Origin of the sequence: Gardnerella sp. DNF01189 (assembly GCF_049244195.1) — a bacterium.
GTDB lineage: Bacteria > Actinomycetota > Actinomycetes > Actinomycetales > Bifidobacteriaceae > Bifidobacterium > Bifidobacterium swidsinskii.
In genome coordinates this window covers 271979-295639 of the sequence record NZ_CP058385.1, presented here as the reverse complement: position 1 = coordinate 295639, position 23661 = coordinate 271979, and the positions used below count along the sequence as shown (strand labels likewise).

The following is a 23661-nucleotide window of genomic DNA, read 5'->3' as shown; positions in this document are numbered from 1 at the left end:
CTTTTCGTTACTGCAAAATTATTTTTTAATACAATATTTAATTAAATAGCCACAATATTTTTTAATAAATTGTTTAACGAGAAGCTACTGAAAGCATCCAATTTGCTCGATTTTCAGCTTCTTCATTTGAAACGCAAACCATAATAACTGTATCATCTCCAGCAACTGATCCTAAAATACCTTTCAAAGGCTGACGATCTATAACACTTGCAACATATTGTGCAGCGCCTGATGGAGTGTGAATAACAACAATATTATTTGCATGTCCAACTTCAGTGACAAGACCTGCTAAAGTGCGAGCAACTTGCTGATCAATTCGCACAGTATCCATAGCATGACGATTGCCAGTACCATCGCCAAGCACATACGCAATCCTGCCATCCGTCAATCGAATTTTAACGGCATTTAACTCATCTAAATCTCGGCTCAAAGTAGCTTGAGTAACATTAAAACCATGACGCGCCAACACTTTAGCGAGTTGAGATTGAGAAGTAATCACTTCTGCCAGTAACGCTTGTTCAATAGCGTTTAAACGCGCTGCTTTTGTTGCAGGACGTTGCTGTTTTATTGACACTTCGTTATTTGATTCTGCATCCGTTTCTGGATTCATCATAATTTTATCAAAACCTTTCATAAACATATTTTCAATTAAATATATACGAATATATGTATACATATCTACATGCATAAAAAAATTATTTATGTGTTCTTCGTCACACATATCTATTATGCATGAAAATGCTATATTTTATTTAAAAAATAGATGTTACTTTACATAAAAAGAAAAAGAGTTAATAATACAATAAATGCGATTATGCATACTACTATTAGAACGTATGCACAATCGCATTAACTAAAATATATTATATTTTACACTCGCAAAGTTGCGTGCAAGACTTCAGCAGCATCCGTAATCTTCTTACGAACTTCTTCCATCTCTTCGCCAGAAAGTGTTCTATCATTTGCTCGGAACGTTACGGAATAAGCAAGAGAACGCAAACCTTCTCCAAGCTGCTCACCCTCATACACATCGAACAACTCAACAGATTCAAGCAAATCTCCAGCAGACTTTTCAATAGCAGACTGCAATTCATTCGCTTTCAACTCAATTGGTGCAGTGAAAGCGAAATCTTGCTTTACAGGAGGGAAAGTCGAAATTGGTTTAGCTTGAACAGGCTTCATAATCATATTCTTAAACAATTCAGTTAAATCAAGCTCGAATGCTGCAGAATGCTTAGGTAAATCTAGCGCTTCACAAACATGTGGATGCAATTCGCCAACAACACCGAGATTGACGCTTGAACCATCTTCAGCAAGAACACAAACTTGAGCACTACGACCAGGATGCCAAGAAGATGGAGCATCTTGAGCTTTAAACTGTTCGAGAATGAACTTAACACCAATTCTCTTACCAACTCGCTGGAGTGCTTCAACAGCATCGCTCCAATCAACATCTCTATGAGTACCAAGCCAACCAGTTTCTTCAGCATGACCAGTTAGCAAAGCAGCAACATGCAAAGGTTGTTCCGGTAATCCAGCATCCAACGCAGCAAGCTCAGCATTAGAAGGTCTAACAGAACCAGGTAATGCAGGAATTGCAGGAGCATTTGGATCACTAAAGTACACATGACCAAGCTCATACATGGAAATATCTGTTAAACCACGATGAAGATTGCGTCGAACAGTACCAGCCAAAGTCATCAAAACAGAACGACGAAGCCAAGGCCTGTCTCCAGCTAAAGGATTAGCAATACGAACACTTACTTCAGCAACTTCATCCACATTTTGACGGAAAGCTTTAATATCTTCCTCACCAACAAATGGATAGCTTAAAGATTCAACAAAACCAGTTTCCGCTAACTCATAAGCAATAGCTCGTCTAGTTTGCTGTTGCGCAGTTAAGCCAGTTCGACCAGTAACAGGAACAGCAGGAACCTTAACAGGAATCTCATCATATCCAACAAGTCGAGCAATTTCCTCTACTAAATCGCAAGGTTCATTCAAATCAGGACGCCAAGTTGGAGGAAGAACGGAGAAGGATCCATTGCCACCACCAGCAACAGAGCAACCAATATCGGTAAGAATATCGCTAATGCGATTCAAATCAACATCCAAACCGGCAACTCGCTGCACTTCATTAGCTTTAAACACAATCACATTTCGCGACTGAGTATTATTGACATCACACGGCGATGTAGATGGCTTAGCTCCACCAAACTGTTCCAAAAGATTTGCAGCCATTTGTGCAGCTGCTGGCTGCAATTGGGTATCAACGCCACGCTCAAAACGACGAGAAGCCTCAGAAGGAATCTTATGTCGACGAGCAGTACGAGCAATTGAAACGGGATCAAAGTGAGCTGCCTCAATCAAAATATTTTTCGTTTCACTCGTAACTTCGCCATACATGCCGCCCATAACACCTGCCAAGCCAAGCACGCGTGAACCATGGTTTCCACGAGGAGAATCGCAAATAACTAAATCCTCAACATGCAATTCATGATCTTTGCCATCCAAAGTCGTAAGATGTTCGCCCTCATGTGCACGACGAACTACAATTGGACCTTCAATTTTGTCTAAATCATAAGCATGAAGAGGTTGACCCAAATCAAGCATGACATAATTAGTGATATCAACAGCAAGAGAGATACTGCGCATACCTGCACGCGTTAAACGACGCTGCATCCAACGTGGGCTTGCACAAGTGGAGTCAAAACCGTGTACAGCACGCGCATAATATCGATCACAACCAGGTACACCATGAATTGGATTAGTATCTTCAATACTCACGTCAATATCTGAAGTCTTGTGACCTTCATCATTAATTTGCGATACTTGCTCATTTAACTTTGAAACAGGATCCGTATAAACAGCACCAGTTGAATGATGATATTCACGAGCAACACCACGATAAGAGAAAGCATATCCACGATCAGGCGTTATGTTAATCTCCAAAATCGGCTTATTAAGATGCAACAACTCCATTACATCGTCGCCAGGCTTCAACTCATCATATTCAGCCTTAGAGAAGCCATATTCACGCAACAAAATAATGCCATTGTGGCTATCTCCCAAACCAAGCTCACGCTCTGAAGCACACATACCGTCAGAAATATGACCGTAAGTCTTACGCGGCTCAATCTTAAAATCTCCAGGCAGAACAGCACCAGGAAGAGTTACAACAACCTTTTCACCAGCAGCCATATTAGGAGCACCGCAAACAATGCCACGAGGAACTTTCTTGCCGTTCTCGTCAACATCGTTGTATTTATCTCCAACATCAACATGGCACCAATTAATAGTTTTGCCATTTTTCTGCGGTTCAGGAGTTGCATCAACTACGTAACCGACAACAATTGGACCGGTAACTTGAGAAGTATGAATTTCTTCTTCCTCTAAACCAACACGAACTAAATCTTTAGCAAGCTGTTCGTAAGTTAAACCTTCTGGCACTTCAACATGATCTTTGAGCCAGTCAATATCTACCATTGGCATGAGTTTTACTCCCCCATTACAAACTGTTCACTGAAGCGCTTATCGCCTTCAACCAAATCATGCATATCGTTAATATCGTGACGAAGAAGCAGAGTCCTCTCCAAGCCGACACCAAAAGCAAAACCGGTATACACTTGTGGATCTAAACCTGCAGACTTCAACACATTAGGGTTAACCATTCCGCAACCGCCCCATTCAATCCAGCCTGGACCGCCCTTTTTATCTGGGAACCAAAGATCCAGCTCAGCACTAGGCTCAGTAAATGGGAAGTAGCTTGGTCGCAAGCGGCTCTTTGCATCTGGACCAAACATCGCAACAGCTAAACGATCGAGAACACCCTTTAAATCAGCCATTGTTAAATGCTTATCTACAGCCAAAGCTTCACATTGATGGAAAACTGGAGTATGCGTTGCATCCAGTTCATCAGTGCGGAACACTCTACCAGGAGAAGCAATATACAGAGGAACTCCACGCTCAATTAACGCACGTACTTGATCAGAAGAAGTTTGCGTGCGCAAAACCATGTTTGAACCAACAAAGCCTGCAGCATCCTTAGCTTGATTACCCTGAACGTAGAAAGTATCTTGCATTTGACGCGCAGGATGATCCGGACCAAAGTTCAATGCATCAAAATCAAACCATTCAGTTTCAACTTCTGGACCTGCAGAAATCTGCCAACCCATAGACACAAAGAAGTCTTCAAAATCCTCAATAATACGAGCAATAGGATGACGAGCACCTAAAGGCTTACGATTAATTGGAAGAGTCATATCTACAGTTTCTGCAGAAAGCATGTTAGCCTCTTCAACAGCTTTAATTCGCTCTGTAGCTTCTGCAAAAGCTCGACCAAAATCAGCTCGCAAAGTTGACATCACCTTGCCAACTTCCTTCTTTTGATCCGCAGGCAAAGAACCAATTGCTTTACTTGCAACAGTCATCACTGACTGCGCGCCAGCATACTTAGTTTTAACAGCCTTCAGCTCTTCCATAGTTTGAGCAGCTGTAACGCTAGCAATACCTTCTTTTACTGCTTTACTTACAGCTTTAATATCGAATGGCTTATTATCGGTCACAGCACCTTTCCTATCTGTGTTATACGTATATTCATTGTTTATATACGCTATTGCAAAATATTGCCCAAAGCTATATTTTTCGCTCATGACTCGACATAGCCAAGCCCATAAGCATTACTGCTGCACTTGTTGCAAGGTTCATTGATTCCGCTTTTCCATATATTGGAATTATTGAAATATCGTCAACCTGTTGCAATACTTCTTTAGGTAAGCCTCTAGCTTCATTGCCAAATAAAATAGCCAAAGAACTGCTAATAACCTCGGAATTGACTAAAATTTTTGGAAATGGCACAGGTTTAATCTTGTCAGTTCCGTAAATATCAGCTGCAATAACTCGAATATTTGCTTTTGCAGCGCATTCGAACCAGTCTTGAACGCTTAATTGCACTACAGGAAGATGAAATAGTGAGCCAGCAGTCGAACGCACAAGCTTAGAATTCCACCGACTTACGCAATCATCAACAAAAACAACAGCATCGCATCCAGCAACATCTGCAACACGAATAATAGCACCAGCGTTGCCAGGATCTCTTACCTGCCAGCAAGCTGCAATACGAAGAGGCTTAAAATCGTTTTTTACTTTCACTTGTGCTGATTGTTGCAAATTTTTAAACTCACTAAAATAAATATCGTCCAAAGATTTCGAATTAACAACCGCAACAATTCCCTGTGAATCAGCACTAATTTTTTGCATAATATTCGACTCAACAGGATGAACATAACAAGATCGAGATAAAGCTTCTTTAACTATTTCCCGCAAAGAAGAAAATTGGGAACTTTCCTTTTCATTACCTTCACAAGCATCTTTAGTAACATAAATATCACATAACGAATCTGTGACATAACGTACAGCTTCGCGCACACTTTGCGGACCTTCAACTAAAAAACGCTGCAAATCATGCGACTTTGCGCGACCTAAAGAAACGAGTCTGCGCACGCGCTCACTGTGAGTATTATCAATTAGTTCTTTTAACGGCATAAATATAACTTTACTTCAAAAACAATTACGACACAGGAAATACGCATTCACGTATTTATGCAAACTTGTCACGTTCTTTACAACAAGACTTATAAGCAAAACCTTATAAACTCTATTCATGATGCTCTGAAGCACTAGAAGTGGTATAACCCTTAGGCTCAAGCTGGAAAGTAGTGTGAGAGACAGAAACAGGAAAATGCTCGCGCAAGCAGTCCTGAAGCTGGGAAAGCACCTGAGAGCATTGAGTCATTGTCATATTAGGATCCACAACAACATGTGCCATAAAAATCGGCATACCAGTAGAGACAGTACTAGCGTGCAAATCATGAACTGCAAGAACATGAGGAACATGCTCTAGATGTTCACGAACTTTGTTTAAATCAAGACCTTCAGGAGTCTGCTCAAGAAGAACCTTAACAGCATTCTTAAGAAGCTTTAACGCACGAGGAATCATAAGAAGCGCAATAATACCGCCAGCTAAAGCATCAAAACCTGCCCAACCTGTACTCATCATTACAATAGCTGAGACTACAACTGCAACAGATCCAAGAGCATCGTTCATAACCTCAAGAAAAGCAGCACGCATATTCATATTGTCTTGCGATTGAGACATAAGAATTACAAGAGAACCTAAATTCGCAGCTAAACCAAGGATACCAAAGAATAGCAGCTGATTTACATCGTGAATGCCTTGATGGCCACTACCAAAAAGACGCATTCCAGCTTCAACAAGAGCATACACTCCTACAAGCAGTAAAATAAGAGCTCCCGCAGCAGCTGTAATAACCTCAAGACGCGCCCAACCCCACGTGCGCTTACTATTTGGACGACGACGCATAAGAATTGCAGTAACTGTTGAAGCTGCAAGAACCGAAATGTCTGTAAGCATATGACCTGCGTCTATAAGAAGCGACAAGGAATTGGTTATGAAAGAACCAATTACCTCAGCAAAGAACACAGTTGCAGTAAGAGAAAGCGTAAGAAGCAAACGATGCTGATGTGCATGACTTGCGTGAATTGCTTCTGCTTGGGAAGCTGCGTTGGCGTTATTGTAATTAGTATCGGAAGAGTTGACATTTGCATTCACACTGCTTGAGCGTGAACCAGTGCCGTTAGTTTGAATTACATCGTTATGATTATGCACTTTCCAACCTCCTAAAATATTAAAATATTTGGGCGATATCGTTTCTCAATATCATTCGCATTTTGCCTTATACGCAATGAACCCCAGCCTAAGCCGGGGTTCACTATTATCAATTACTTTGTCTATAACTATGTAATCACAAGCTGTCAACATGCACGCATTATGGGTTATAGGTAAAACCAACAGAAAAGCAAAAGGCGCCACACAGCTAAAAACTGTGCAGCGCTTTGTTTGTGCCTCCGGTGGGACTCGGACCCACAAGCCCGTAAGGGCGTCAGATTTTAAGTCTGATGCGTATGCCAATTCCGCCACAGAGGCAGCAATCACTTATTATGCCATATATCTAAGCAAAGAACAAGCTCAGCGTGTGGCGAGTAACTTTCTTCCCAAATCAAGCGTAATTCCGTCAAGCAAACCATGCTCACTTGCAACAAACGTATCCAAAACCCCACCGTGATCCTCATACGCAGCTTTTGCTAATCTCTCCAACACACGGCTCCAAATCACTGCTCCACCGCCGACAACATCCACACGCCCTGGGTGAATCGTCGCATACGTGCGCCTGCAGTCCCTAGGCATACGCAAAAAGCGATTATTAACAGCATAAGCCTGCTCTAATCCAATATGCACACCATCGACAGCAGTATGATCATAATGCTGCAATCCCATAGTCAAAGCAGCCATAGTTGTCACAGTTCCAGAAACGCCAATAATAGTACGAGCTCGCCCTGCAGGGACAACTTTGAAAGCATCATCAATATGCTTGTCAATATCTTCAATCGCAGCTTGAATTTCCTCTTCCGTAGGAGGATCAGTATGCAAATGCCTTTCCGTCATTCTAACAGAACCAACATTCATGGAGTATGCTGCAGAAACCTTGTGCGCCGGCAAGCAGTCCCCATCCCCTCCAAGCACTAACTCAGTAGAACCTCCACCTAAATCAACTACGAGATACGGTGGCTGCAACTCATCGCGAGACACAACGCTTGTTGCACCAAGGAAGCTAAGAGCTGCTTCTTCAGTACCACTAATAACTTCAGGACGAACACCAAGCTCATCAATCATCATTTGTTCAAAAATCTCACGATTTTCAGCATCTCGTGTAGCTGAAGTTGCCACAAAACGAATCGCATCAACTGGATGTTCTTTCAAAACTTGCGCAAATTCGTGCGCAGCATCCCTCACTCGCTCCAAAGCGTCATCTGCGAAACGATGAGTTTCGTCAATTCCCTGACCTAGTCTAACAACGCGAAGCATACGAGGTACAATATCTTTCATTCCATGCTCAGAAACTTGCGCAATTTTTAGTCGAATAGAATTCGTACCACAGTCAATTGCGGCAACCTGTACTGTTTTTTCTGCACAAGTAGTCGTGTCGCTTTTCACAGCTTCGCCCTCTGCAGTTTTATCTTTTGCAATCGTTTCGTCTTCCACAACAACTTCCGTTTCAGTAGCATATGCATCATCGCTCCACGGAGTAGTACAACGGCACACGTTAGGATCAAACTCATCTTTAATGCGCTCTAGCATCATGTCACCAATCGGATTTACACCTTTGCCCATTACCAATGTTTGCGCGAGCAAAGCATGCAAGCATTTAACACGAACTGGCATTCCACCAGCGCTCATCTGACTAATATGCTCTTCACTATCCCCCAAAGACACAGCTAATTCATGACGGAATTCCAAATAATACTTATGCGCACGCTCATACTGTTTCTTCAGATCTTCGTCCGATTGCAATAGCTCGTTATATTCTCGCATAATACCGTCTGCTTCTACGCGAGACACCGCTTTTACAGCTTCAGGACTGGTAAGGTAGCATGTAGTTGGGAATGGTGTGCCATCTTCTAAGCATGGTCTAGTAATAACAGCAAGAGGTCTACCACAAACGCAACGCGCACCAACAGCTACCATTCCTCTAGGGAATCTTCCAAGTTGCTTTTCAACAATTGTACGCTCAGCATCACTTGCAGGTGTAGTAAATAAACGTTTCACAGCTTCTTCTGGAATATATTTCTTATTACTGTTCTGCATTTTATCTGAACTTTCTTGGCTGTTAGCCATGCGTTTCTACTCCTGTTAAAGCTGTTTTACAAATAAATAATCTTTTACTTTATCAGTTTATATATTTTATCAGTTTATATGTTATAAGGATGGCACAGTATCTGGTTTGTCTGCTTTATGTATTGCATACATTAAGTCACTATACCAAGGCAAGACTGAATGAGTCTTAGTTTCGCTATTTTCTTGAGCAAATTCATTCGGAACTTTTCCAGTTACTGCTTCAGGATGCTCTACGCGAACAGCCTGCTCACCGGGAAAAATAAAGCCGAGACGATCTCTAGCTTGAGCGGTAACGTATGCTTTGTCTTTCCATCGGTCAATATTATTATCCAACGTACGTTTTTGTTCACGTAAATCACTTTCTTCACGCTGAAGTGCATGAAGCTCAGATAAGCTTAACGCATAATTTCTAACTGTTGAAATGCACTCAATTGAACCAACAGTAACTACAAAAACCATAAATAAAAACACAAGTGGTCCTGAAAGTAGTCGACGCTGTTGCAATGGTGCTACATCTTCACCTAATGCTGTTTTACGACGCTTTTTCATAACCATACTCTCTAAATTACTTGATGTATTCGACGTGAAAACATCATACATTCCGCTAGTATCTTACGCGCTTTTAGATGCAAAATGCTGTTGTGCCACATTTACAGTCACGCTACATTTACAGTAACTCACATTTATTCGTTATTAAAATTAAAAAAACTGACGAACAAAACTGCAAAAAAATATTCAAATTTTTCTACTTAAACCAGTAATTTCTATTAATAACATCGATCATTTCAACTAATTGCTTTGTTTCTGCAATATCATGAGCACGTATTACACGTCCACCAGCCATAAACATCGCTGTTTCTGCAACTAAAGTGACAGGCAAACGATCTTCTTTATCTAAATTAAAAAGCTTCTTACCAAAGCCTTTTCTAGAAATCGCAACCAGTATTGGTCGACCAAAACGATGCAATTGATTAATATTGCGCATCATTGCATAATCTTGTTCACCATCAGCAACCTTTGCATAGCCAATTCCTTGATCAAGAATAATCCTATTTAAGTCAACTCCTCCATCAACAAGCATTTTTAAATTATCGCTAAAGAATTGACACATAACCTTTGTTAAATTGTCATATTCTGTATCTCTATTGCTATGCATTGTTACTAATCCAACGTTAGAATCTGCCATAAGCTTTACTTTTTCTGGAGAATCAAACGCACGAACATCATTTATAATATCTACGCCAGCTTCAATTGCAGCTTCCATTACAGGTAACTTGTAAGTGTCTACTGCTACAGCAATTTGAGGATAATTTTTGTGAATATACTTAATAGTAGGTATAACGCGACTTATTTCCTCTTCTGGAGTAATTTCTAAATAACCGCCAGGTTTTGTAGTTTGACCGCCTACTTCTATAACATCAGCACCAGCTTCAACTATTTCTTTAATATGGCTATTTACTTCGTCTTCACTTTGGTACTTGCCGCCGTCATAGAATGAGTCAGGAGTAATATTCAAAATCGCGTAAACTATCGGCTTGTCAAGTGTATCAAAGCAGAATCGCCCTGCATTCCACACAATTGCTTTTTGCTTTAATATCGAGCGCAAACTTGCAAGTAATTCTTGATCTTCGTACCATGCTTTTTCGCATTCTTGCATAAAAGGTTTAAGAGCAATAAGCGGCAAAATGAAGTCAATAGAAGACTCGGAAACTTTGATAGCTGTATCAAAATGATCGAGAAAATCAGCTACTTTGCTTAAATCGTTTTCGCTAATATTTTCCCACGTGCATAAAATTTTTTGATTTACACAAAGATCCTGCAGCAACGCTATATCTGCAATACTTTTAGAAGACGCATTCTCCAAATTGCTTTCAATAATTCGCATTTGTATTCTTTCTTTCTAAAACCTCATATTTAAAAAAACTAAATTTATATTCCAAACTAATTAAAAACTTCGCTACTTTCAATAATATTAATCCAATTAGTGTCGCTAGTTTTATTAAGCTTATCTTGTATAAGTTCATGATAATTTGCATCGTCTGCGCTTATTTCAAGCAAAGGAACTAATACAAATCTGCGATTATCTCTTTCTTTGTGCGGAATCGTAAGATTTTCACTTTTTATAGTTTGACCACCAAAATCAATAATATCCAAATCGATTGTTCGAGGACCCCAACGAACTATGCGCTTTCTGTGAAGACGCTGTTCAATATCATGAATAAAATCAAGCAATTCAAAAGCTGTTAAATCAGTGTCCAAACGTAAAGCAATGTTATAAAAACTGTCTTGCACTACGTCACCAACTGGTTCAGTTTCATACACTGAAGAAACGATAATATTGCTTATATGTGAATTTTGCTTCAATAGCGAAACAGCTTGACGCAAATTAAGTAATCTATCACCTATATTGCTTCCAACACTTATGTATGCACTGGAAATCATATTTCCACCCCCAAAAAAATAATTCAATTTATAGTTAAAAGTATATATCATGAACAGTTAGGACTAGCCAACTTTATAAATTCAAATAATAAATAAGCTAATATCAAAAAATTTTTATAACAAAAATGTCGCTGTAAATTCAACACTCTTTAGGAGCAATTAAACCTACAACGACATTTTCCAATACGCTTTTATCTAAAATCTGTAAAATATTTTAGATTCAAAAGTAGTATTTTTTAGTTATTTTATTTTTTGACTTATCTATTCTGCTTGAGCTTTACTCAAAATTGTATCTGCAGAATGCTGCAACTTTTGCAACTCTTCTTCAGTCAAGTCAAGTTGGCATTGCTTAACAATTCCTTCTCTACCAACAATTGCTGGGTAAGAAAGATAAGAATGGTATTCTTCGCGATAGTTAGAAACAGGCATTTGCTCTTTAGAATCTGAAAGAACTGCATCCACTAAACGAACTGCAGCAGCACCAATACCGTAGTTTGTGTACTTCTTTCCGTAGAACACTGTAAATCCGCCTTCGCGAGTTTCCTCATCAATAGCGTCTAAATCCATGTTCTTTTCTTTAATAAGCTCTGTTATAGGCTGCTCAAAGACCTTAACAGTAGACCACGCAACGAATTGCGAATCACCATGCTCTCCTAAGCTATATCCCTTAACAGCCTTTGGATGCACGCCAAAGAACTTGCCTACTGCACGATGCAAGCGCGCAGAATCAAGCAAAGTGCCAGTTCCAATAATCTTTTCGTAAGGAAGACCAGTAGCTTCCTTGTAAAGCTGGCAAATAGCGTCGCAAGGATTTGTTATGTCGATTAAAACACCGTGGAATCCCGAAGCCTTAATCTTTGCACCAACTTCTGCAACTTCCTTACGATTATACTTAAGCTCTGCAAAACGATCTGGATGAGGAACGTCTAAAAGCTTTATATGACCCAAGGCGCTTACGATTACCTCTACGTCTTTTAATGCTTCATAATCATTAACCGTAATATTAACGTTAAAAGGCACATTATCCATTGAATCTTCAAAATCCAATGCGTCGGCATTCACCTTCGCCTCGTTTGTATCATAAAGGTACAAATCATCAGCGTGACCGCCAACAACAAGTTGATGCGCTACTGCTGCACCAACGTTTCCCATGCCTATAACTGCTACTTTTCGCATAATGAAACATCTCCTTCCGTTTTTAGTTTTCCATAAAAAATAGCACTATTTTGATGAGAATAAAAGTAATGTTAGAAAAATTTATATATTTTTTCAAAAAATCGCTAAAATATACGAAAAACGGTCAGCCGTAAACACGACTGACCGTTAAAACTCAAAGACTCAAGAAGCCACTAAGTTACTTAAAACTAAAAGTTACTTCATATACTTCTTGCAAGCCTTGAATGCGCCGTAACCAGCATACTGAGCGGTAGAACCAAGCTCTTCCTCAATCTCAAGCAAGCGGTTGTACTTAGCAATACGCTCGCCACGAGCAGGAGCACCAGTCTTGATTTGGCCAGTGTTCTTAGCAACAGCAAGATCAGAAATGGTGGTATCTGGAGTCTCGCCAGAACGATGGGAAACCATAGAAGTGAAGCCGTTCTTAGTTGCAAGCTCAATAGCGTCGAGGGTTTCGGTGACGGAACCAATCTGGTTCAACTTCACGAGCAAGGAGTTAGCTGCACCAAGCTCAATACCCTTAGCCAAACGCTTTGGATTGGTGACAAGCAAGTCATCGCCAACGAACTGCAAACGATCACCAAGACGCTTGGTGATTTCTGCCCAATCATCCCATCCTTCTTCCTGGAATGGATCTTCAATGGAAACGATTGGATACTCGTTGATGAGCTTCTCGTAGTAATCAAGCATGTAAGCAGATTCGCGCTCTTCACCGTCGAAACGATACTTACCAGTTTCCTTGTTGTAGAACTCAGAAGAAGCAACGTCAAGAGAAATACCAATCTGCTTGCCTGGCTCGTAGCCAGCGGCTGCGATTGCATCCATGATGTACTTCAAGGAATCCTCATTGGACTTCATCTTTGGAGCGAAGCCACCTTCGTCGCCAAGACCAGTAGCCAAGCCTTCCTTCTTCAAAACATTCTTCAAGGTGTGATAAACCTCAACACCAGCGCGCAAAGCATCGCTGTAGGTTGCGAAACCGTATGGAGAAATCATGTATTCCTGAATATCGGTTGCAAAATCAGCGTGAGCACCACCGTTCATGATGTTCATGTTTGGAACTGGAAGAATGTGACCATTGGTGCCGCCAATGTAGCGGTACAACGGAAGCTGAGCAGACTCAGCAGCGGCGTAGAGAGCAGCGAGGGAAACGCCGAGAATTGCGTTAGCACCAAGCTTGCCCTTGTTTGGCGTGCCATCAAGCTCGATCATCGTCTCATCAAGAGCGCGCTGATCGGTGGCATCCATGCCAATAACCTTAGGAGCGATTACTTCGTTGACAGCCTTAACAGCTTCCAACGTGCCCTTGCCCTGATAACGGGACTTGTCGCCATCGCGACGCTCCCAAGCTTCTGCTTCACCAGTAGAAGCACCAGAAGGCACTAAACCAATACCCTGAGCGCCATCTTCGGTCTCCAAATAAACCTGAACAGTAGGATTTCCACGAGAATCCAAAATTTCGCGTGCATATACGCTTTCAATAGCTGCCACAACTACTCCTTTATACCTATGGGTTGTGATGACTCTTTTAAGACTAGTGCGTTTTATGGACGTTATATTGAGTACCAGCGTATTTATGCCGTGAACGTTCACAATATTTTGATTCAACTCGAGTCATATGAGCCAATTGTATATTTTTAAGCAATATCGTTTATAAATATCGATTTAAAATATACTTGTCCATACCCTTAAGTGATAATGACCTCAGACACGGGGTGCGCAACTACATCGTGCCAAACAACAATACATATAGTGTTGCGCTGAGAATACACTCGTTGAACCTGATATAGCTAAAACTATCGAAGGGATTGTCGCATGACTTACAGTTCGCCTAATAAAGCGAAGAACATATTGAAGATTGCATTTAAAGCGGTATCTTCATGTAAAGTGTGGATTTCAACTATCCTCATTTTGGTTTTGTGGTTTTTCACAACTCTTTCTCCAACCGAAGACCGTTCTTTGCCATCCCCATATGAAGTAATACAAGCTTTTATTGATTTAAACAACGAAGGCATATTATTAAAATCCTTAGGAATAAGTATTTTACGAGTTCTTTTAGGACTTTTGTTAGGAATTATTTTTGCTGTTCCAGCAGGAATACTTGCAGGAGGCAGTAAGCTTGGCAATATTGTAGTTGATAAACCAAGCCACATGTTGAGGTCAATTCCATTCCCGGCTTTAGCTCCAATATTAATAATTTTCCTCGGAATAGATGAAACGATGAAAATAGCACTTATAGCTGTTGGCGTTTTTGGACCTATGTACGTTAATATTCGCGACGGAGTTCGTAATATTGATTCAAAACTTCTTGAATTAGCGAAGGTTTATCACGTTAAAAAATCTACTATTTTTATATCTATTTTGCTTCGCGGCACACTTCCAAGTTTTATGACAGGTTTGCGATTTGCAATATCTGTAGCATGGGTTGCATTAGTGACTTGCGAGACAGTTAATTCTTCTATTGGAATTGGATACATTCTTTCAAGAGCGCAAGAATTCTTTAGACCAGATCAAATGATGGCATGCGTTATTATGTACGCAATTGCAGGTCTTGGATCTGAGCTTACTGCAAACATATTAGAGTATCTTCTTATACCTGAACGCAGATTAGATAAAAAATCACGCCAATAATCTAGTAATATCAACATTTTTCTAAAATTAACTACTTTTTAAAATGCAGTAAATTGCTTTTTAAGAATTAGTCAATATTTAGATTCAACAACCAAATAATAACAACCAAACAAACAACAGATAAACAAAACAACAACAAAAGGAGCTGTATATCATGGCTAATTTAAAAATGCGATTTTCTAAAAAGAGCATTATTGCATTAATCTGCGCTGCTTGTGCAACTGTATCTCTTGCAGCTTGCGGAAGCTCACAAAAATCATCAAACGCTTTTTCAAAAGAAGATGCTGGAACTATGAGAGTTGCTTATCTTTCTACAGCAAATTATCTAACTACTTTGAAAAATGAGAAATTCCTTCAAGAAGAATTTGGAAAATCTAAAGTAACTTACACTGGTCCTTACACTCCAGTTGACGGTCTTACTGCTGTGATGAGCGGAAATGCAGATGCTACAACTACTGGAACTGGACGCTTCATTGATTTGATTGCTGAAGGACAGCCATGGGTAGCTTTTGCGCTCGAATATTACAATGGTGATTCTCAAGGAATCGTTGCATCCGCAAAAAGCGGAGTGAAAACACTAAAAGACTTATATGGTAAGAAAGTTGCTATTATTCACAACGGTGACACTGGCGATTACATGCTTCACCGCGCATTTGATAAAAGCGGTTTAGACGTTTCTAAAGTTAACAAAGTTGAGATGAGCCCTAAGAACTTCCAGGCAGCATTTACTTCTGGACAGATTGACGCAATTTCCTCATTCGATCAGAATCTTGCTGCAGCAATGACAACTCCAGGCGCAAAATTGCTTGTAAATGCTAAAAAGTACGGCAATATGAACGTTACTATTCACGTTGTTTCTAAGAGCTTTGCCAAAAAGCATCCAGATCTTGTTAAGAAGATGTACAAGGCTCTTGTTCGCGAAGCAGAAAAGTCTCATAAAGAAAACAATGTTATTGGAAACGCTTACAAGCAGCTCGGAGCAAGCGAAACTATTATTAAGCAAATTGAAAAGTTTGACAATCCAACTATTCGTCCAATCGATGAAAAAGGTTTGAAAATGATGGAAACTCAGGCTAAAGAATACGTGAAATATGGTTTAATTAAGCAAGCTCCAAAGAATTTGAAAGATTCTGTAATGGATTGCACAAAGTAAATTAATTCATTTATCCATAAAACACATATTCATAAAAAACAAAATTAAATATCAAAATAAAATAATATATAACTGATTAATCAAAATTAAAACAAAGTTATATAACAAGATTATATAAACATGATTTAAAGCAACGCAGTAGGAGTAAATATGAACACTCAAATAGAAGAAAACTATGAGACTAAAGATAACTCTTACTGCGTTACTCTAGAACATATTGGCGTGACTTTTAAAAATAACGCTAAAATATTACGAGATATAAATCTAAATATTAAAAAAGGCGAATTCGTATCTCTAATAGGACGCTCAGGATGCGGAAAAACCACTCTTCTTAAAGTTATTTCAGGATTAATCAAACCTGATTCTGGAACAATAAACGTCACACAACATCAAGCAATAGGTTTCCAAGATGCAAGATTAATACCATGGCTAACAGTAAGTAAGAACGTAGTTTTCGGCATGCAAGGAAACAAATCAGAACTAAAATCTATTGCAGAAAAAGCTCTTAACGATATGCAACTTAATAATTATGGTTCGAAATGGCCATCAGAACTTTCAGGTGGTCAAGCCCAACGAGTCTCATTAGCTAGAGCTTTAGTTCATAATCCTGAATTACTACTTTTAGACGAGCCTTTCGGAGCATTAGACGCTTTAACTCGTTTAGACATGCAAGATTTGCTTGATAATCTAAGACAGAAACATGGTTGGACCACAATAATGGTCACGCACGATATTTCCGAAGCAGTAAGACTTTCTGACAGAATTCTTATGATCAAAGACGGAATCATCGAGAAAAACTGGAATATTGATCGAAGCCAACTTGATGCACAAAAGCGTCCAAATAATCATGTTGAAATAGAAGATGAACTACGCATGGCATTGCAATAAATATTTTTAACACTTATATTGCAACAGATATTACAAATCACCACGCTAAGTCTTCAAGTAATTGCTTAGACCACTTAAGAATATCTGATTCACTCATTGAACCAGACCCGAGTGAAGATTCAAAAGGAGCTGGAACAATAAGCATATGAGTAAGAGGACGATACTGCAATCCTTTATAAATACGCTTCAAACGCATCATCACAGACTCTTTTGGATCGATGCCAACAACTCGCACTGATTTTCCTTGAGAGCTGATTTGCGTAATACCAATCTCGCGTGCTTTAAAACGCAAACGAGCAACATCACACAAAGACTCAAACTCTTCAGGTGGATTACCAAAGCGATCAAGAAGCTCATCGTGAAGTTCTTGCAAATCACTATTATCCTTAGCAGCAGCAAGCTTCCTGTACGCTTCCAAACGAAGCTTGTCAGAGGCAATATAATCAACTGGAAGAGAAGCTTCAACAGGAAGATCAATAGTTACGCAAACAGGCTCAACTCTTTCAGGTTCCTTATATTTTTCAACAGCTTCAGAAACCATACGAACATACAAATCAAATCCAACACCCTCAATGTGTCCACTTTGCTCATCTCCAAGCAAATTTCCAGTTCCGCGCAATTCCAAATCTTTCATCGCAACATCAAAACCAGAACCAAGTGCAGTATGCTGAGCAATTGTTGAGAGTCTATCGTGAGATTGTTGCGTCATAGGCTTTGAAGGATCATACAAGAAGTAAGCGTAAGCACGCTCATGACCTCTACCTACTCGACCGCGCAACTGATGCAACTGGCTTAAACCGAATCTATCTGCGTGGTCGACAATAAGTGTATTCGCATTAGAAATATCAAGACCTGTTTCAATAATCGTTGTACAAACAAGCACATCAATATCTCTATGCCAAAAATCACGAATAACAGCATCGAGCTGCTTCTCGCCCATTTTTCCATGAGCAATAGCAACACGGACATCTGGCACAAGCTCCTGAATCTTACTTGCAACAGAACTAATATCTTCAACACGATTATGGACGTAAAAAACTTGACCCCCACGCAACAATTCGCGCTTAATACACGCAGCAACTTGAGAATTATCATACGCACCAACGTATGTAAGCACTGGAAGCCTATCTTCTGGAGGAGTTGCAAGAGTAGACATTTCACGAATACCAGTTACAGCCATTTCAAGAGTTCTAGGAATTGGCGTTGCCGAAAGACTTAATACGTCAACGTTTGTGCGCAAAGCTTTAAGCGTTTCCTTATGTTCCACACCAAAACGCTGCTCTTCGTCAATAATAACCAAACCTAAATCTTTGAACTTTATACTAGGATTCAAAAGCTTATGCGTTCCAATAACAACGTCAATGCTTCCATCTTGCAATCCAGCTAAAGTTTCTTCAATCTCTTTAGAAGTTTGGAATCTACTCATTGCAGCAACTTTTACAGGGAATCCTTCAAAACGATTTGTAAAAGTCTCGTAATGCTGTTGAACAAGCAAGGTCGTTGGAACTAAAACAACAACTTGCTTAGAATCTTGCACAGCTTTGAAAGCTGCACGTAACGCAATTTCAGTTTTACCAAAACCAACATCTCCACAAATTAAGCGATCCATTGGGATTGGGTTTTCCATATCTGCTTTTACTTCATCAATAGTTGTAAGCTGATCAGCAGTTTCTTGATAAGGAAATGCGTCTTCCAACTCTTTTTGCCAAGGAGTATCTTTACTAAATGCAAATCCGCGAGATTGCTGCCTTGCTGAATAAAGTTTAATAAGATTTTCAGCAATTTCATGAACATGCTTTTTAGCCTTTGCTTTAGTTTGAGCCCAGTCGGAACCTCCGAGCTTGTTAAGCTTTGGTATTTCTGCACCTATATATTTACTCACTAAATCAAGCTGATCAGTTGGAATAAAAAGCTTATCGTTAGGAGCGTTACGTTTGCTAGGAGCATATTCAATGACTAAATATTCGCGAGTTGCACTACCACCCGAAACAGCAATATTACGTTGTTTCATGCCAACAAAACGTCCAATACCATGCTGCTCGTGCACAACGAAATCACCAGGCTTTAGTTCCATTAGGTCGATTGCTTTGCGCCTGCGTTTTGGAGTTTTTAGTTGAGCTGATGCAGAAGATTTACCTGTCAGATCACGCTCTGTAAGAATCGCGATACGCGCAACATTATCAATGAAGCCATCCGAAATACTTGAGCGCACTGTAGTAAATTCATGTACACCAGTCGCATATATAGCGCGCCTCAAGCGTGCAAGAGTACCAGAAGCCGCTGCAGTAATAGTTACAGCAAAACCATTGTCAACAAGAGAAGTGATGCCGCCAGAAACTTTCGATTCATCTCCTCGAAACTCTTGTGGCGCCGATGCTGGCAAAGCAATATTTCCATAAATTTGATTGTCAACACCAAAAGATGTTAATTTCCATACGTCATGATTAGACAATTCTAACGATGAAATCGTTTCATCAAAATCCAAGAAATTAGCTTGATCGAATGTTATTGGAGCTCCAGAACCGTGACCAGAAGCAGCAACATGCCAACTAGCTGCTAAGAATTCGTTAGCTGTAGCAGTTACATCATCTGCAGCTCTACGGCATTTTTCGGGATCAGATAGAATAATAACAGATTCCTTTGGAAGCATATTTTGCACTGATTCCATGCGATCAACTAGTGCAGGCAACAAAGACTCCATACCTTCTACAGGTATAGAATTTGCGATTGATTCAAGCATATCGTCAGCATTTGGAATTGAGCCAATAAGAGAACGCGCACGCTTGCAAATTTTTTCTGTAATCTGAAGCTCACGACAAGGCGTAGCCCAAATACTTGCAATATTATTGCCATAAGTGCGCTGATCAGAAGCATGAAATTGCTTTATAGTATCAATTTCATCACCAAAAAATTCAATTCTCACAGGATGTGTCATCGTTGGCGCAAAAACGTCAATAATTCCACCGCGAACAGCAAACTCTCCGCGTTCCATCACCAAATCAACACGATTATATGCGTTTTCTACCAAACGTTTCACAGCATATTCAAGAGTTAATTCTTTTCCGCACTCAAATAACAGAGGATCTATATCACCAATGCCCTCAACTACAGGCTGAATAAGCGATCGCACAGGCATAACCAACACGCGAATCGGACCAAAAAGTGATGTGTTATTTTCAGGATGGCAAAGCCTACGAAACACTGCAATCCTGCTAGCAACAGTATCTGCTCTAGGCGAAAGCCTTTCATGAGGTAACGTTTCCCACGCTTCTAATTTAGCAACGTCTTGAGCATCACCATCGTACCAATCACGTACAGATGCAATAAAATCTTCAGCATCTCTACTCGATGGAACAATAACAACAACCGGCTTTTTCTTAGCTAATGCAGCAACAATAGCAGAACGAATGCCAATAGGAGAAGAAATTGTTAAATCTCCACTTATTGAATCTAAATCTTTACGATTTTTATTTGCACTTTCGCAACAATAATCAGATATCGCATCAAGATTATATTCAGATAAAGCTTTAAAAAGTGAATCCTTAGTTGATAAATCATTAAGAATATCTCTCAAGCTTATTGCTGAAATATCATCAGTCTTATCATTCTTGTTGTTTTTGATATTAGACCTGCTATCAGCGGCCATTAAACTTCTCCTGCGTTGCTGCTAATCCATGGAAAATAATACTTTCTGCAGCATCAGCACCATCTGCTAAAAAGTTTGGAAGATCAGATTTTTGAGCTGCAGCAAAACCTCCAAGAACCCAATTGACAGTATTATCGTGCGCGTGAGCACCACGCTGCGCATGACCAACACCCATTCTCACTCGAGAATATTGAGGAGTGCCAAGAGAGCGATCGATAGAACGAATACCGTTATGTCCTCCCGCAGAGCCTCCTGCTTTTACTTTAATGCGTCCAAAATCTAAATCCATATCATCGTGAATTATCACAATATGATCCGGTTCTATTTGATAATAGGAGCTTATAGAAGATACTGCAGCACCAGAATCATTCATAAAAGTCAACGGTTTAGCAAGGAAAAACTTTGCTACGCGACCATCAAGATTCATAACACCTTTGCCAAGTTTAGCTAAACCTTTGTGATCAGAAAGAGATACTGACCAACGTTGTGCCAAAACGTCTGCAACCATAAAACCCATGTTGTGTCTAGTACCCTCATATTTTGTACCAGGATTTCCCAAGCCAGCAATAAGCCAAAAATCCGATGCCATGGCAGACCACTCCCCATTCAAATATTTAGCAAAACAACAAAACGGGCGCATCGATTGTAGCTGAACGTAAAATTACAACTACTCGATACGCCCTTATATACTTCAGCCTATTCTATCAAGACTCAAGTCATTATGTTATTTATTTCAAAAATTCGTCAGTAGACAATTCTTTTGCTTGCGGAGTTTTATGAGTTACTTTGCCTTTAGAATCAGTGTAAGCACCTTCCTTACTTAAGAAGTTAAAGTAAGCTTGAGCGCCTTTAACATCAGTGGTTCCGAACACAAATTTTCCGCTCTTAATATCCGCGCGATTGCCCCAATATTGACCGTCAACAATCATCTTCATGCTACGCTGAACAAACTTTATGTCGAGATTAGCATCTTTTGCTTCTTTCACAAGAATTTCAGAAGCCTCATCAGGATGTTCATAAGCATACTCATATCCGCGCTTTGCAGCTTTAACAAATGCTCGAACAAGCTTAGGGTCTTTAGCTACAGTACGCTTATTTGCGATTATTCCAATAGTATCTGGCTGGCCTGGTACACCGTAGTCGCCCTCCATGAAGCAGCGAAGCTTTGGCCCAAACATTTCAGACTGTACACCTTCCCAAGTGCCGTAGAAACCACCAAAATCAGCTTTGCCAGATTCAAGAGTTCTAAAAGTTGAAGTTCCAACAGTCACTTTGTCGAACTTACCTTGACCACCATCGTGTTGAATCATCCTACGAATTACAGCATCACCTTCAGCTGAACCAAAAGTTGCAAAAGTACGACCATCAAAATCTTTTGGAGAATGAATTTTATTGTTCGAAGCAAGTGAACACCAAATAGCACTTGGCTTTTGCTGAACTTGCATAACTTGCTCAAGATTTGCTCCCTTTGTTGAAAAATCAGCAGCATTTGTCAAAGTGCTAAGAGCAAAATCAGCAACACCACTATCAACTGCGTGTTCCGAACCAGTCTGAGCAACAGCAAGTATATTGACATCTAATCCAGCATCTTTAAACCATCCTTTATGCTTAGCAACATAAATACCAATATGATTAGTATCCGGTGCCCAAAATAGCATAAACGACACTTTACGAAGATTTGCATTCTTACTACTACTTGCAGATCCACATGCCGAGAAAGAAAATACGCAGCACGCAGAAAGAACAAACGCAAGAGTACGCTTTACAATACGCATATTCATGAGTTCCCTACTTTGTTTCTTGTACCGTTCTTCTGGGAAAGTGACACGAACTCGGCAGAAAACGGTAACAAAGGGCCTAGCTCGCGCCGTTCAATGCCCCTGCGCAGATTCAACCTGCTACAGTTTGCCACACATTGACTCACGAAACATTTAGATTATGCACGGTTAAAGAGACAAATAAAAATCATGTACACTATTAAATTCACAGAAGTTGTGCGCTTCTAATAGAATGTACATGCTATTTGTAGTCTTAAATAATTCGGTTGGGGCAGCAATCGAAGTCATTTACAGAAAGGAATCGAGTTTTCATGACGCAATCGCGTTTTAAACGTATGCTAATTAAATATCTGCCAACTGTATTTTCTGTAATAGTTTTACTTGTTTTTTGGCAGTACGCATGCGAATATTATAAAATTTCGGAAAATTTGATTCCAACACCATCTTCAATTGCTCAATCAACAGCTGACTCTTTGCCAACTCTATTACCTGCAGCATTAATTACAACACAAGAAACAGTTATCGGTTTTTCTATTGCAATAGTAGTTGGAATTCTTTTAGGTGTTATTTTCCATGTTTGTAAGCTTGTTAAATCTGCTTTATTCCCGCTTTTATGCGCAGCGCAAACTATGCCATTAATTTCTATTGCGCCAATTTTTTTGATTTGGTTTGGTTTTGAAATATCTGGAAAAATTGTAATAGTAATGGTTTTCAGCATGTTCCCTATTGCTGTGCAAACTATACGAGGTCTTGACGCTGTTCCAAGTTTTTATACAGATGTTGCTTTAACTTGTGGAGCAAGCAGAACTTGGACTTTGTGGCATGTTAAATTAAGAGTTGCAGCTCGCCAAATTTTTGGTGGCATACGCATTAGTGCAGCTTATGTTTTTGGAACTGCTTCAACTGCAGAATATTTGGGAGCCAAAGATGGGCTAGGAATTTGGCTTCAATTCGCTTATAACTCATTTAGAACACCACTTATTTTTTCTGCAACAATAGTAATAATAATTCTTACTGCGCTTCTTATGTGCATCGTTAACGTTTGTGAAAGAATTCTGCTTGGCTCAGCAGACGAAGATGAGGATCCAGATAACCAATTGTGAAATGAATTAAAATAGCCCATGTGAGCTACAAAAGTAACGAAAATAACGTAACATTCGCTACTTTTGTAACTCACAAACTGATATATTAA

The 23661-nt window shown here is 39.8% G+C and carries 18 protein-coding genes, 1 tRNA gene and 1 riboswitch; of the genes, 4 read left to right on the top strand and 15 right to left on the bottom strand.

Annotation, left to right across the window (positions count from 1 at the left end):
* Window positions 1–73: 73 nt before the first annotated feature.
* The 12 genes from HXT41_RS01190 to eno form a co-directional block, all read right to left on the bottom strand.
* Window positions 74–613, bottom strand: coding sequence for an arginine repressor (locus HXT41_RS01190; RefSeq protein WP_032842537.1), 540 nt, complete (start codon window positions 611–613; stop codon window positions 74–76).
* 257 nt (window positions 614–870) lie between these two features.
* Window positions 871–3492, bottom strand: a complete 2622-nt coding sequence (pheT, locus tag HXT41_RS01185) for a phenylalanine--tRNA ligase subunit beta (protein WP_004111426.1) — start codon at window positions 3490–3492, stop codon at window positions 871–873.
* Window positions 3493–3497: 5 nt separating this feature from the next.
* Window positions 3498–4565, bottom strand: coding sequence for a phenylalanine--tRNA ligase subunit alpha (pheS, locus tag HXT41_RS01180; protein ID WP_033888768.1), 1068 nt, complete (start codon window positions 4563–4565; stop codon window positions 3498–3500).
* 70 nt (window positions 4566–4635) lie between these two features.
* Window positions 4636–5544 carry a TrmH family RNA methyltransferase gene (locus tag HXT41_RS01175; RefSeq protein WP_421788758.1) on the bottom strand — a complete coding sequence of 303 codons (909 nt, stop codon included), beginning with the start codon at window positions 5542–5544 and terminating at the stop codon, window positions 4636–4638.
* A gap of 112 nt (window positions 5545–5656) precedes the next feature.
* Window positions 5657–6631 carry a cation diffusion facilitator family transporter gene (locus tag HXT41_RS01170; protein WP_410310497.1) on the bottom strand — a complete coding sequence of 325 codons (975 nt, stop codon included), beginning with the start codon at window positions 6629–6631 and terminating at the stop codon, window positions 5657–5659.
* Window positions 6632–6922: 291 nt separating this feature from the next.
* Window positions 6923–7006 (bottom strand) — tRNA-Leu (locus HXT41_RS01165).
* 42 nt (window positions 7007–7048) lie between these two features.
* Window positions 7049–8725 carry a DUF501 domain-containing protein gene (locus HXT41_RS01160; protein ID WP_421788819.1) on the bottom strand — a complete coding sequence of 559 codons (1677 nt, stop codon included), beginning with the start codon at window positions 8723–8725 and terminating at the stop codon, window positions 7049–7051.
* A 111-nt stretch (window positions 8726–8836) separates the two neighbouring features.
* Window positions 8837–9310 (bottom strand): FtsB family cell division protein, encoded by a 474-nt coding sequence (locus HXT41_RS01155; protein ID WP_012914095.1) that lies wholly within the window; start codon window positions 9308–9310, stop codon window positions 8837–8839.
* A gap of 190 nt (window positions 9311–9500) precedes the next feature.
* Window positions 9501–10640 (bottom strand): dihydropteroate synthase, encoded by a 1140-nt coding sequence (gene folP / locus HXT41_RS01150; protein WP_421788757.1) that lies wholly within the window; start codon window positions 10638–10640, stop codon window positions 9501–9503.
* Window positions 10641–10696: 56 nt separating this feature from the next.
* Window positions 10697–11197 (bottom strand): 2-amino-4-hydroxy-6-hydroxymethyldihydropteridine diphosphokinase, encoded by a 501-nt coding sequence (gene folK / locus HXT41_RS01145; RefSeq protein ID WP_004119382.1) that lies wholly within the window; start codon window positions 11195–11197, stop codon window positions 10697–10699.
* A 261-nt stretch (window positions 11198–11458) separates the two neighbouring features.
* Window positions 11459–12373 carry an L-lactate dehydrogenase gene (locus HXT41_RS01140; protein ID WP_012914093.1) on the bottom strand — a complete coding sequence of 305 codons (915 nt, stop codon included), beginning with the start codon at window positions 12371–12373 and terminating at the stop codon, window positions 11459–11461.
* Between the two features lie 195 nt (window positions 12374–12568).
* Entirely contained in the window at window positions 12569–13864 is a 1296-nt protein-coding gene (gene eno / locus HXT41_RS01135; protein ID WP_103013995.1) for a phosphopyruvate hydratase, read from the bottom strand.
* Window positions 13865–14074: 210 nt separating this feature from the next.
* Window positions 14075–14199: riboswitch (TPP riboswitch) on the top strand.
* Here eno and HXT41_RS01130 point away from each other — a divergent pair.
* The 3 genes from HXT41_RS01130 (at window position 14189) to HXT41_RS01120 (ending at window position 17045) form a co-directional block, all read left to right on the top strand.
* The gene (locus HXT41_RS01130; RefSeq protein WP_012914092.1) at window positions 14189–15004 is read left to right on the top strand and encodes an ABC transporter permease; all 816 of its coding nucleotides are present in this window, start codon (window positions 14189–14191) and stop codon (window positions 15002–15004) included. Its footprint overlaps the riboswitch before it by 11 nt.
* Before the next feature lie 154 nt (window positions 15005–15158).
* Complete coding sequence (locus tag HXT41_RS01125) at window positions 15159–16157, top strand: ABC transporter substrate-binding protein (RefSeq protein WP_421788756.1); 999 nt, start codon at window positions 15159–15161, stop codon at window positions 16155–16157.
* A gap of 150 nt (window positions 16158–16307) precedes the next feature.
* Complete coding sequence (locus HXT41_RS01120) at window positions 16308–17045, top strand: ABC transporter ATP-binding protein (RefSeq protein ID WP_012914090.1); 738 nt, start codon at window positions 16308–16310, stop codon at window positions 17043–17045.
* A gap of 37 nt (window positions 17046–17082) precedes the next feature.
* Here HXT41_RS01120 and mfd read toward each other — a convergent pair whose 3' ends face one another.
* The 3 genes from mfd to HXT41_RS01105 all read right to left on the bottom strand — a co-directional run bounded on the left by mfd (window position 17083) and on the right by HXT41_RS01105 (window position 22472).
* Window positions 17083–20691, bottom strand: a complete 3609-nt coding sequence (gene mfd, locus HXT41_RS01115) for a transcription-repair coupling factor (RefSeq protein WP_012914089.1) — start codon at window positions 20689–20691, stop codon at window positions 17083–17085.
* Entirely contained in the window at window positions 20681–21280 is a 600-nt protein-coding gene (gene pth, locus HXT41_RS01110; protein ID WP_004111397.1) for an aminoacyl-tRNA hydrolase, read from the bottom strand. Before pth ends, mfd begins: the two co-directional genes overlap by 11 nt.
* Before the next feature lie 139 nt (window positions 21281–21419).
* On the bottom strand, window positions 21420–22472 hold the full coding sequence (locus HXT41_RS01105) for an ABC transporter substrate-binding protein (RefSeq protein ID WP_004111395.1): 1053 nt from the start codon (window positions 22470–22472) through the stop codon (window positions 21420–21422).
* A gap of 308 nt (window positions 22473–22780) precedes the next feature.
* Here HXT41_RS01105 and HXT41_RS01100 point away from each other — a divergent pair, with 308 nt between their 5' ends.
* Complete coding sequence (locus tag HXT41_RS01100; protein WP_064621639.1) at window positions 22781–23572, top strand: ABC transporter permease; 792 nt, start codon at window positions 22781–22783, stop codon at window positions 23570–23572.
* The last annotated feature ends 89 nt before the right edge of the window (window positions 23573–23661 follow it).

Excerpts from the sequence above, each read along its gene's own strand:
- HXT41_RS01190 (WP_032842537.1), bottom strand. The coding sequence starts at position 613 with ATGATGAATCCAGAAACGGATGCAGAATCAAATAACGAAGTGTCAATA.
- pheT (WP_004111426.1), bottom strand. The coding sequence starts at position 3,492 with ATGCCAATGGTAGATATTGACTGGCTCAAAGATCATGTTGAAGTGCCA.
- HXT41_RS01175 (WP_421788758.1), bottom strand. The coding sequence starts at position 5,544 with ATGCCGTTAAAAGAACTAATTGATAATACTCACAGTGAGCGCGTGCGC.
- HXT41_RS01160 (WP_421788819.1), bottom strand. The coding sequence starts at position 8,725 with ATGCAGAACAGTAATAAGAAATATATTCCAGAAGAAGCTGTGAAACGT.
- HXT41_RS01155 (WP_012914095.1), bottom strand. The coding sequence starts at position 9,310 with ATGGTTATGAAAAAGCGTCGTAAAACAGCATTAGGTGAAGATGTAGCA.
- folP (WP_421788757.1), bottom strand. The coding sequence starts at position 10,640 with ATGCGAATTATTGAAAGCAATTTGGAGAATGCGTCTTCTAAAAGTATT.
- folK (WP_004119382.1), bottom strand. The coding sequence starts at position 11,197 with ATGATTTCCAGTGCATACATAAGTGTTGGAAGCAATATAGGTGATAGA.
- HXT41_RS01140 (WP_012914093.1), bottom strand. The coding sequence starts at position 12,373 with ATGCGAAAAGTAGCAGTTATAGGCATGGGAAACGTTGGTGCAGCAGTA.
- HXT41_RS01130 (WP_012914092.1), top strand. The coding sequence starts at position 14,189 with ATGACTTACAGTTCGCCTAATAAAGCGAAGAACATATTGAAGATTGCA.
- HXT41_RS01125 (WP_421788756.1), top strand. The coding sequence starts at position 15,159 with ATGGCTAATTTAAAAATGCGATTTTCTAAAAAGAGCATTATTGCATTA.
- HXT41_RS01120 (WP_012914090.1), top strand. The coding sequence starts at position 16,308 with ATGAACACTCAAATAGAAGAAAACTATGAGACTAAAGATAACTCTTAC.
- mfd (WP_012914089.1), bottom strand. The coding sequence starts at position 20,691 with ATGGCCGCTGATAGCAGGTCTAATATCAAAAACAACAAGAATGATAAG.
- pth (WP_004111397.1), bottom strand. The coding sequence starts at position 21,280 with ATGGCATCGGATTTTTGGCTTATTGCTGGCTTGGGAAATCCTGGTACA.
- HXT41_RS01105 (WP_004111395.1), bottom strand. The coding sequence starts at position 22,472 with ATGAATATGCGTATTGTAAAGCGTACTCTTGCGTTTGTTCTTTCTGCG.
- HXT41_RS01100 (WP_064621639.1), top strand. The coding sequence starts at position 22,781 with ATGACGCAATCGCGTTTTAAACGTATGCTAATTAAATATCTGCCAACT.